At 68.9% G+C, this 10,978-nt stretch carries 9 protein-coding genes; 5 read left to right on the forward strand and 4 right to left on the reverse strand.

Features of this window, described 5'->3' with window-relative positions:
* Positions 1-90 precede the first annotated feature (90 nt).
* The 4 genes from AB0N07_RS48045 (at position 91) to AB0N07_RS48060 (ending at position 4,904) form a co-directional block, all read left to right on the forward strand.
* Positions 91-1,572 (forward strand): hypothetical protein, encoded by a 1,482-nt coding sequence (locus AB0N07_RS48045; protein ID WP_365846859.1) that lies wholly within the window; start codon positions 91-93, stop codon positions 1,570-1,572.
* A 192-nt stretch (positions 1,573-1,764) separates the two neighbouring features.
* The gene (locus tag AB0N07_RS48050) at positions 1,765-2,616 is read left to right on the forward strand and encodes an ATP-binding protein (RefSeq protein WP_365846875.1); all 852 of its coding nucleotides are present in this window, start codon (positions 1,765-1,767) and stop codon (positions 2,614-2,616) included.
* Complete coding sequence (locus AB0N07_RS48055) at positions 2,613-3,617, forward strand: TniQ family protein (RefSeq protein WP_365846861.1); 1,005 nt, start codon at positions 2,613-2,615, stop codon at positions 3,615-3,617. The genes AB0N07_RS48050 and AB0N07_RS48055 overlap by 4 nt, the downstream gene beginning before the upstream one ends.
* A gap of 357 nt (positions 3,618-3,974) precedes the next feature.
* Entirely contained in the window at positions 3,975-4,904 is a 930-nt protein-coding gene (locus tag AB0N07_RS48060; RefSeq protein WP_365846863.1) for a transposase, read from the forward strand.
* A gap of 128 nt (positions 4,905-5,032) precedes the next feature.
* Here AB0N07_RS48060 and AB0N07_RS48065 read toward each other — a convergent pair whose 3' ends face one another.
* Positions 5,033-5,842: a leucine-rich repeat domain-containing protein gene (locus AB0N07_RS48065; RefSeq protein ID WP_365846865.1), complete on the reverse strand. Its 810-nt coding sequence runs from the start codon at positions 5,840-5,842 to the stop codon at positions 5,033-5,035.
* Between the two features lie 117 nt (positions 5,843-5,959).
* Positions 5,960-6,403: a restriction endonuclease gene (locus tag AB0N07_RS48070; protein WP_365846867.1), complete on the reverse strand. Its 444-nt coding sequence runs from the start codon at positions 6,401-6,403 to the stop codon at positions 5,960-5,962.
* A 266-nt stretch (positions 6,404-6,669) separates the two neighbouring features.
* Here AB0N07_RS48070 and AB0N07_RS48075 point away from each other — a divergent pair, with 266 nt between their 5' ends.
* Entirely contained in the window at positions 6,670-6,993 is a 324-nt protein-coding gene (locus AB0N07_RS48075; RefSeq protein WP_365846869.1) for a hypothetical protein, read from the forward strand.
* Between the two features lie 191 nt (positions 6,994-7,184).
* On the opposite strand, the gene AB0N07_RS48080 is transcribed toward AB0N07_RS48075, so the two are convergent.
* Together AB0N07_RS48080 and AB0N07_RS48085 are read right to left on the reverse strand one after the other, a co-directional pair.
* A complete protein-coding gene (locus AB0N07_RS48080; RefSeq protein WP_365846871.1) occupies positions 7,185-7,763 on the reverse strand; it encodes a hypothetical protein in 579 nt (192 codons plus the stop codon).
* Between the two features lie 219 nt (positions 7,764-7,982).
* Positions 7,983-10,502: a tetratricopeptide repeat protein gene (locus AB0N07_RS48085; protein ID WP_365846873.1), complete on the reverse strand. Its 2,520-nt coding sequence runs from the start codon at positions 10,500-10,502 to the stop codon at positions 7,983-7,985.
* Positions 10,503-10,978 lie beyond the last annotated feature (476 nt).

The raw sequence follows: 10,978 nt of genomic DNA on the forward strand, positions 1-10,978 counted from the left end.
CTGATCCACAAGACCGGCCCCGCCACCTACGCCCTCGCCTGCTGACCCGACACGCTCGACACCGACCAGAAGATCCTTAACTTCCCGGCCTTGGCCCTTGCACACACGTTCATCGGCGCAGCGTTCCCGATCCTGGCCCAGCAGCGCGTTATCCCAGCCTCCGTCTTCCAGCCTTTCGTCCACGTCGGCCGCGACTACGCAGGCCCGGACCTCATGCACCAACCCGAGTTCCAGGAACTGGAGTCGGCCCTGGAGCAGGCTTATCCCGGGCGGTTCGCGGAGCCGTTGAAAAGACACCACGCCGAGTTCGCAAAGCACTACGTCTTCAGGTTCCTCGAGGCTGCCATCGCGCGGTGCGCGCTCAACGACGGCGTGTTCGAAGCCGACAGCCCCGCCGTGGCCAGATCCGCCGACGAACTGATCGACGTCCTCAACAGCGACGAGTACACCCTGCAGTGCTGCCGCGCCGTCACCCACATCACCACCACGGGGGAAGAACCCGTTCAGATCGGCGAGGTCACCATCTACCGGGAGACCGACACTCGCGACCTCGTCGAGCGAGCGCAGCAGCTGATCCCGGCCATTCCGACCGCATTCGGCGGAGAGCTTCCCTTCATCTACGCGCCGCCCCACGCACTCCTCGTCTCCACTGCCGCCGTGCCGCAAGGCGACAACCCATACGAGTCCGGGCGTCGGGCATCCTCGACGATCAACCGTTTCCTGCTGCTCGCTCGACTGCTGCACGCGGGGTCGCATCAATCCGGTTGGGAGATCACCGGCGCCTCCACCCTCGTGGCCGAAATCCGCCCGCAGCCACGGACGTTCAACCCCATGCAACTGGGCTCCCTCCTCGAGCGCGTCGTGCAACTCTCCACCGACGACGCTCCGGCCTTCGCCGCGCTCAGCGACTTCATCGACGCGGCGGTCATCAAACGCGACGGCATGGCGGCAACGTCCTTCGACACGGCCCTGTACCGGTACAACCGCGCCCACGAAGAAGGCGACCACTTCGAACGCATCGTCGACCTCGCCACCGCCCTTGAGGCCGTCCTCACCGGAGACGACAAAGGCGAAGGCCTCTCACTCCGGCTCAAGAACCGGGCCGCTGCACTGCTGGCCACCACGACGGACACCGGGACATCAATCTTCAGCGACATCACCCAGCTCTACGAGCTGCGCTCCCGCCTGGTCCACGGCGGCAGCATCCCGCAAAAAACCCTCGGCAAGATCATCACGTCCGTCTCCACCGTCCCCGACGGTGCCATGTTCGGCGTCGCCCTCGCCTTCGCCGTCGACCGCATGCGCGACCTCGTACGCCGCTCATTCCTCGCCCGACTCTGCCTGGGCTCCGGCACCAACCCCCCGTGGCCTTTCGACAAGAGCACACCAGTAGACGCAGCACTGGCCGACGACACCACACGCACACAATGGCGAGCCCACTGGAGAGACCAGCTCACAAGCCTCGGCGCTGCCTCAGCCGCCGATCCAGCCCGCCCCGGAATCGACCCGATCACCCGCCGCAGCAACACACAAACACAGCCGCACCACTCCACAGAACCACACCCCAAGTAGCGGCCCACTGCAACAGCACCACGCTCAGCCAACCTGAACACCCACAACACACCCGCAGGTCAAGCAGCCACCGTCCTGTTCACACCAGCCCTCCGAAGCACCCACACCCCACAGAGACCACCCAGAAGAACTGCGAAATCCCAGCGCACGAACCCCAGAACAGCGCAGAAAAAGTGGGCGACGACACCTGCCATCGATGCGCTCGCCAAGAACGTGCGCACCCTGATGATCCTCGGCCGCCACCAGGCCGCCACCGCACGACCGTCGCTGATCGTCACCGGCCCCGCCGGCGCCGGGAAAACCACCGCCCTGCTCCAGGTCGGACGCGCCTGCCACCTCGCCCACACCCGCCGCCACGGCGCTGCGGCGGTGGCCGGCCAGGTACCGGTCGCCTATGTCCTGGTCCCACCCGCCGCCAGCGCCAAGACCCTCGCCATCGAGTTCGCCCGCTACCTCGGCATCCCCGTCACCGCCGGCATGTCCCAGGCCCAGATCACCAACGCCGTCTGCCACACCTACACCGCCACCCGAGTACAGCTGGTGATGATCGACGAGATCCACCGGCTCAACCCCCGCACCACCACCGGCGCCCAGAGCGCCGACCTGATCAAGGACCTCACCGAACGCATCGGCGCAACCTTCATCTACGCCGGCATCGACGTCACCACCACACCCCTGTTCACCGGGGTGCGCGGCGCGCAGCTCGCCGGACGCGCCTCTCTCATCGACTGCACCGCCTTCCCCGCCCGCCTCGGCGACGAAGAGCCCTTCCGCGACCTCATCACCGCCATGGAAGGCGCGCTCGACCTGCGCCATCATCGGCCCGGGGCCCTCCCCCGGCTGGCCCCCTACCTTCACGAGCGCACCGCCGGCCGCATCGGCAGCCTCGCACGCCTCATCCGCCAGGCCGCCATCACCGCGCTGATCGACGGCACCGAACGCATCACCAGAACCACCCTCGACGCCATCCGTCTTGACCACCTCGCCGAACAGCACTACCAACCCCGCACCCGGCCCCGGCGCCGGAATACCAGCATCCCGTGAGCCGGACAGACGTCACGGCCCGTGCCCGAGCCGCGAGCGTCCCCGCGCAGCCCAACGTCGTCACCGCAGGGGGGTGGCTGCGGATCCCGTCAGCGGCACAGGGCGTGCTCCGCGTACGGCCGCTGACCGGCGAAGCGACCGCCTCCTATGTGCAACGCCTGGCCGACACCTACCAGCTGGCGCTTCCCCAACTCCTGGACGGCGCCGGCATCACCCTGACCGGCTATGGCACGCCACCGACCGTTGAACTCCACCTCAGCCCCGCCGCCTGCCACCACCTCGCCGCCCTGGCCCGCATCCCACTCCCCCACCTGACACGCGCCCTGCCCCGCCTCGCCCCCAACGACGCCGCCCACGGCACCGAGGCGGCCGCGCGCTGGAAACGGCTCGAGGCCGAGCAGCAGCCCGTCCGCGCCTGCACCCAGTGCACCCGCCACCGCAGCCACGGCACCACCGACACCGCCTGGATTCATTGGCCGCCGTACCGGCTGGTGTGCCCGCGGCACCAGCAAGCCGCCCCCGACCCACGACTCACCACCCCCATCCACACCCAAGGCGTGCCCGAACTCGCCGCCGCCCACCTCGCCCACCAACGCCTCCTACGGCACCCACGCGCCAGCACCGCGTGGACCGCGGCACGCGCCATCACCACCCGCTGGTACGACCACCAGCGACACCTCACCCACCGCTGGCACATCCGCCTCAACCAGCTGATCGCGGCCAACACCCACTTGACCACCACGAGCAGCGCATCCCCCGCACTCCTGGCCCGCGACCTGGTGATCTATCCGGAGACCGTCACCCTCGCCCGCACACTCGCCGCCCTCCCCCATCAGCCACACCGCACTACCGATGACGCCCTCAGCCTCATCGCCCACCGACTCGGACTGCCCCGCCTGGCGAGCAACGCGAACGATCCCCTCCGGACCTTCCTCACCCACACACGCCACTGGCCAGCATCATCCGGAACCCAACCCCCCAAAGAGCGCAGCCGCCTATAGACGCACCACAACATCGACGGGAAACCCAAGATCATTCCCACACGACTACCGGACCGCAGGCCAAGCACCCGAACAACCAAACCGAACACACCCCAAGCCACGCCCAGCACGCCTAAACGCAGCCGCTCCAGCCATCCCGAGTCCCACCCTCAAAGACGGGACACCAGACCCGAAGGACCAAGCCCCCTGAAGATCAATGCTCCGCCACACCGTGCCCCGGTCGACCTGCTGCCCGAGCGGGAGGCCGCCTCGTTCGCCACCTGGCTCACCGAGCACCCCGGCGTGGAGATCATTTGCCGTGACCGTGGCGGCTGTTATGCCGACGGCGGCCGCACCGGAGCGCCGGATGCTGTCCAGGTGGCGGACTTGTGGCACATCTGGCACAACCTCGCCGAGGCGGTGCAACGCCTGGTCAGCCGACACCAAGCCTGCCTGTGTGACCCCGCTCCTGCCCCGGGGACGGCACCCGACGTCGTGCGCCCGCCCGTCTCCCACGCGGGCCGTCTGGCCGCCCGGGTCGAACGGCATCACACGGCCGTGCACGACCTCCTCGGCCAGGGGATGGGTATCCGCGCGGTCTCCCGCCAACTGGGTCTGGCCGTGAACACCGTGCGGCGCTATGCCCGGGCTGCCACCTGGGAGGAACTCGCCACCGGCCGCTGGCAGAACCTCCCCAGCATCCTGGACCCCCACAAGCCCTACCTCCACCAACGATGGTGTGAAGGCCACACCGTCGCCGTCAAGCTCCACGCCGAGCTCCGCGAACGCGGCTTCACCGGCTCCTACTCCGCTGTCCGCGACTACCTGCAACGGTTCCGCCGCACCCCGGGCGACCCACCCCTGCCGAAGCCCCCGGGTGTGCGCAAGGTGACCGGCTGGATCACCCGCCGCCCCGACCGCGTGAGCGAGGACGACCGGCAAAAGCTCAAGGAAATCCTGGCCCGCTGCCCGGAGTTGGAGGCCGCCACCGGACATGTGCGGTCCTTCGCTGCCATGATGGCCGCCCGCAGCGCGGAGCGACTGTCCCAGTGGATCGCCAACGCTCGCACGGACGAGAGCCACGGACTGCGCAACTTCGCCGACGGCCTCGTGAAGGATCTCGACGCGGTCACCCTCGGCCTGAGCACCCAGTGGAGCTCCGGCTGTGTCGAGGGCAGAGTCACGGATATCAAGTTCCTGAAGCGGCAGATGGCGGGTCGTGCCGGACATCCCTTGCTCCGCAAGCGAGTTCTCCTCGTCGCCGCCGACCGCCGACAACACAGAGTCACGACCGTGCCAGCCCCATGATCGGCTTCACGGAAATCTTGGAAGAGCCCAGATTCAGCCGCCGCCGACACTTCCCCACCCAGACGTTCGACCCGTCGTCACACCATCGTGGTCGTTTCGCGACTGACCGGAGGGTGAGGTTCGGTTGGTCAGTCCCAGCCGGATGCCGGCTGGTCGACCCGTCCGCCCTTGTGGGGTGTGGGGATGTAGTCACGAGCACCGCCGGGCAGGGTGGCGACACACGCCGCCGAGCAGGCGCTGACCAGCAGGGGCAGTACGTCAGTGGCCACACGCAGTGAGATCCACACCTGATGGAGTGCGCTCTGTTCGATCGGACGGGCGCAGACACTGCAGCTGTGGATGGCGGTGACGCCCCAGTGCCGAGGATCCAGGTTTCCCGGATCGAGGTCCGCGACGGAGTTGAGGGAAGGCTGTAGCTGTGGGAACGGCGGTCGCAACTTGTAGTTGCCGAACAATGCGCGCGTGCTCACCGTGCTGCGGGTCAGCTTCCGGCACCGGGTGATCTCGTAGGGGAACCAGTGCAGCCGGTAGGAGGTGTAGGGGGTGAACTCTTCCAGGTTGGTCATGGCTCCGATCTCGGGCGGGATCCGGACCAGATTGCTGCTGTAGAGCACAAGGTGCTTGACCGCCGTCAGCTGGGCGATGCTCGGTGGCAGGGTGATGATCTGCCGCCGCTCTTCCGGACTGAGCTCGGTCAGGGGGCGGAACTCTTCGCGCCCGTCGTCGGCGGCCTCGTCGATCAGCTCCAGCAGGCGGCGCCAGCCCGGAGCTGAGGGGTCCTGCCGCTCGGAGTGAAATCCGACTCGGGCTCGCGGATGCGGCCTGGACTGATCGAAGCACGAGCACGCGTCCTGGCGGGGCCCCCGTTGCTCCGGGGCCGGGTCCGATGTGTCGCCCCAGCGGTTCAGATTGAGCCTCGGCTCTGCTTCGTCCGTCATGGCGCCAAGATACGGAGGCCGCCGCAGGCCGTCCCAGGATTATTCGGGTGAGAACACAGCGACCCCATTGCCGCGCTCGAACGTTTGGCTGGGGAACCTGACGCTGCCGATGGGGAATTACGTGGAGTTCCACAATGGTGGGACGCGACCTGCAGCCCCTCGCGCAGGCGGCCGCGCAGGACACCACCGCGGGCTACGGAGCGGCCGGGACGGGTTCGGTGAGGGGTCCAGCCGCGTGTAGAGCGCCCGTACGAGGCGGGCGCGGTTCTGGACGCAGCGGGCGGTGCCCTCCAGCGGGACGGACAGGCATCTGTCGGCTTCGCGGAGGACGACTTCGGCGAGGGCGCCGCGGCCGTCGCTCTTGGGTAGGGCGGCGGCGTGGCGCCGGACGTCGGCGGCCACAGCGCGGGCGTGCCCGGTCAGTTGGAGGGCGATCTGCTCGTAGTCGCGGGGTTCCAGGTCCGGGCTCTTCCACGCGAGGACGGCGGTGACGAGTGCCTCGTGCGGGGCGCGGTCCAGGGGGAGTTCGGCCTCGATCAGGCCGCGCGGGTCGTAGAGCACGGTGTGCCGCGCTCGCCGGCCTCGGTCTGGAGTGGGCCGTAGCCTGACGGGACAACGACGGCGCTCGCCCCGAGGACGCTGCCCCGGGGCGGGCGCCGTGTTTGGTCGTGGGCCTACAGGTCTTGGACGGCGCGCAGGGCCTGGCCCACCCGGGCCATGGCCGCAGGGTCGACGGGGCCGAGGAGCTTCGCGCCCTCGAACCGGTTGACCCGCAACTGGGTGATGTTGACGGCGCCTCTGCCGTGCGGCCCATGGAAGATACCCAGATGCCTGAGCCCTTGCGGCAGGCGGTTCACCAGCTCGTCTCCGAAGCGGTCATGAACTGCCAGGAGGTGCTGCGCTACACCGAGCCGGACATCGCACGCGACTGGAAGCGCATGACGCTGATCCGCGCCACGGACGCCTCCGACGCGATGGACATGGCGTCCATGCTGATCGCCGCGTACTGCCAGCGCACCGGCATGGCTCTGGACACTCTCGCGTCGTACCTCCAGACCCGGCAGCAGCGAAGCCGGGCGGCAGGCCCAAGGGATTCGGACCGACACGAGGACCCCCTTCACCGATGCGCTCGCCCTGCGCACACCGCGTGATGGACCGGATGGGGCTGGCCGCCGCGCTGTTCGACGAGGGATGTCCGGCAGATCCTCACGCAGCCGAGCCGCGCGGCCGTTGACGTACAGCTCGCCGTCGACGCCGCCGACCGCGACCAGCACCCCGCGCCGGGAGACTTAGGCCGGGCACTACCGGCATCGGCCCCCACCCCCGGCGGGCGCGACGTCTGTCAGGCGCAGTAGCCTCCGCCGGCGTTGTTCTGCCATCCGCCGTCGCTGAAGGTGTGGCTGTTGCCGGAGATGTAGCAGGGGTGGGGGCCGTAGTTCAGGCCGCCTGCCTGGTCGATCTGGGCGACATTCAGGTCGACGCGGGGGTAGAAGGCCTTGGGCGCGGCGTAGTTGTTGCCGTTCGGGTCCTTGTCGATGGTCACGATCTGCGAGGTGGTGTAGGAGCCGTTGGCCGTCATGTTGAAGGGCACGTAGCCGAACATCTTGCTGTTCTCGTCCTCCAGGTAGACGCGGCCCTCGACATGGGCGTCCAGCCACGTCGCGCCGCTCATCGGGTTGCGGTCTTCGGGGCTGTTCCAGTGGATCTCCGCGTAGACGCCGCGGCAGTCGGGGAAGTAGCCCAGGTAGAGAATGCCGAGGTCGTCGCCGATGTTGTTGATCGTGCTCAGCGTGAGCGGGTGGCTGACCATCATCGGCCTGGTGGTGCTGCCGCAGCCACTGGCGGGGACGGCACTGGCGGTCCCGGTACTGGCGATGCCGAGGCCTGCGGCGATAGCGAGGGCGGCGGTTGTGTAGGTCATTTTGCGGCCAAGAGCGCGAAGGCGCATTGGGATCCCCCTGTGAGGTCTGACGTCGCGTTGCCGCTTGGGTCAGCTTTGCGCTGAGCGGCACGGCCATGCTGCGCAAGGACGCCGGGTGAAGTCCCGTTTTCCGGTCAAGTCCGGTCACCGGGCTCGACGGCAAGGCTCTCGAACGAGTCGGTCAAGATGTGGCCGGCGCCGGGGATGGCAGACGGTCGATCACTTCAGCGGCCTCACCATGGACGTCAGTGATCCGGACCCGGTTGCCGACAGCGCCGCCATACCTGCCGCCAGGCCCTTGCGGAGCGGGCTGTTGGGGTGGATGCGGAACCGGTCGACGATCGCGAGCGCGTTGCGGTAGTGCTTGCGCGCACCGTCGAGATCGCCGACCTGTCGGCACACATCGCCCAGCGCCGTGAGGGCAGTGGCCTCGTTGTGCGGTCCGCTGTCCTTGGCGATCTCGAGACCCTGCTCGATCGTCGCCAGGCCGAGTTCAAGGTCGCCGGATCCGGCGTGAGCGAGGCCGATCAGTACGAGGTTCTCCCCTTCGGTGTTGCGCTTCCTGCGCTTGCGGGACAGGGCGAGAGCGTCGGTGAGTACGGTCAGCGCGCGAGGGAAGTCACCGCAGTGAATGTGGACCTGGCCCAGGTTGCAGGCTGCGACGATGTGCGCGTCGGTGTTGCCGTTCTCCTGGGTGACTGTGATCGCCTGTTCCAGCACCTCGATCGCTTCGGCGTGCCGGCCAAGGTGGTCGAGGTATCCGCCGATGTTCCCGAGAACGGTACTTTCCCGCCAGCCGTCGCCGCGCTCGCGCATGATGGCGAGGGCCCGTTCGGCGACTGCCAACGCCGCGGCGACGTCACCGTGGTCGAAGTGGAGGACCGCGATGTTCGCCAACGCTACCGATTCCCCGCGGTGGTCGCCGATCTCGCGGTAGAGCGCCGCTGACCGTTCATGGAGGTCGAGCGCTTGAGCGAAGTGGCCCAGGTTCTCGTGGGAGATGCCGAGCTGATTGAGGATCTGCGCCTGCCGCCGTGTGTCGTGGCCGGGCACGGCCGCCAGCGCCGCCGTGTTCAGCTCCAGCGCTTCGAGGTACCGGCCGGTGTTCTGAAGGTGCTGCCACAACAGGATGGACGTCGGCACCGGATCGGCCACACCGGCGACCGCGAGGCCGAGGATGTTGCGGTGCTCGGCATCCAGCCAGGACTGCGCGTGCGCGGTGCCGGTGAACGTCGGCGGCGGGGTCACCGACTCGAAGATCTCGAAGTTCCGGTGCTTCGCGTGCGGAAACAGCACACTCATCGCCGCAGCCGTGGCCGCCACGTAGAACTCGCCGAGCCGGATCTCCGCAGCCCGGCGGGCGTCGGCGGCCTCGCCTGCGTCGAGCGTCTCGGCGAACTCCGCAGCGAGCAGACGCAGCAGATCGTGCAGTTCGTACCGGCCTGCCGTCCTGGGCTCCAGCAGGTATTCGTCCACCAGGCGTTCCAGCACGGACTCCGCCTCGGCCGGCTCCAGGTCGGCGGCCGCAGCCATCGCCGCGGCGGTGAAGCTCGAACCGGGGAACAGCGCCGCCCGGCAGAACACCCGCTGGGCGGCCTTCGGGAGCGCGCGCAGGGACAACTCGAACAGGGACCGGACGCCGTGCGTCGCGCCCCCCGCGCCGGCCGGCTCCACCGCGTCGAGGCCCGCGGACTCCAGCCGGTCGGCGAGGTCGGCGAGCCGCCAGGTGGGACGCCGCCGCAGCTGGCCGCCCGCCAGCGCCACGGCCAGCGGCAGGTGGCCGCACAGTCTGACGACGTCCGCGGCAGCCTGCGGCTCGGCCCGCGTCCGCTCTTCGCCGACGATCCGGGCCAGCAGGTCCAGCGCCTCGTCCTGGCGGAACAGGCCGAGCTGGCAAGGGACGGCGTCGGCCAGCCCGGTCAGGCTCCGGCGACTGGTGATCAGCACCAGGCACGACGGGCTCGCCGGGATCAGGTCCCTGACCTGATCCTCGCCGGCGGCGTTGTCCAGCACGATCAGCGCATCCTTGCCGTGCAGGTGGTTCCGGAACATTGCTGCTCGGTCATCGAGGCTGTCCGGTATCGCCTGGGCCGGAACGCCGAGTTGCCGCAGGAATGCGTCCAGCACCGCGGACGGATGCACCGGCGGGCGGTCCGGGTCGAATCCGCGCAGGTTCACGAACAACTGCACGTCGGCGAACCGGCCCGCGCGGACCAGTTCATGCGCCGCGCGCACAGCAAGGCGGGTCTTCCCGATGCCCGCCATACCCTCGATGGCCGAGACCACCACCGTCGGCGTCGGCCCCGGCGCGTCGTCGACCGCCAGGAAAAGAGCGCGGAGTTCCGCCCTGCGGCCGGTGAACGTGGACAGGTCGGCCGGGAGTTGACGGAACACTCCCGCCGGGCCGCTGGCCTTCGCGTCCCGCTGAATACGCAGATACGCCTGGCGCCAGCCGTTGACTGTCGCCTCGTCCAGCCCCAACGCCTGGACGACCGCGACCAGCAGGTCCAGGTCCAGCCGCCGCCTGCGCAACTGGAAGACCTCCCCGACCGTGGACTGGCTCACCGCGCGAGGTGGCCGCATCAGCGGGCCGACACGACGGGCCAGCGTCCGATACGACGGCTTCCCCACCTCCACCCGCAGCTCATCCAACAACGCGATGAACCCTGACAGATCAACCGCTCCGGCCGGATCCGGAAGATCGCGGTCTGCTGCGTCGTGCGACTGTTCCCCCGGCATGGAACCAGCGTACCGGTGACCAGAGATGACCCATTCGAGCCGTCCGATCATCTGTCGATGACACCTCGCCGGCGTGAAAGCGGTTGCGAGTGCTGTCCGCTGACGGTGTCGATGAGAGCATCCCTCAGCCCGGGCGCGGCCTCGTCCTCATGGAGTTTGGCGAGGCTCCTTGTGCCGGGCCTTGAGTACTTCGAACTCCTCGTCCGTCAACTCCACGAAAAAGACCGCGCGTTCGGCGGCAGGCGAGCCGGACACCAGCGGGTTGCCCAGACCGCGCAGCCGATCGCCGCCGACCGCGCCGCCAGGGCGTCTGCCCGGCCGTCGCGTGACCTCACGATGACGGGGTCGTTGAGCGGGACGACGCCATCGTCACGGGCCCCGGGGAAGTGCCTCCCTCGGGGCCCGTGGGGGTTCGGTTCCGTCTCGGCGCATCGCTTTTTGTGACTGAGCGCCCCGGTTGGCCACACTGGCCAACC

The sequence above is a fragment of the Streptomyces sp. NPDC051172 genome (genome assembly GCF_040682555.1).
Taxonomy (GTDB): Bacteria; Actinomycetota; Actinomycetes; order Streptomycetales; family Streptomycetaceae; genus Streptomyces.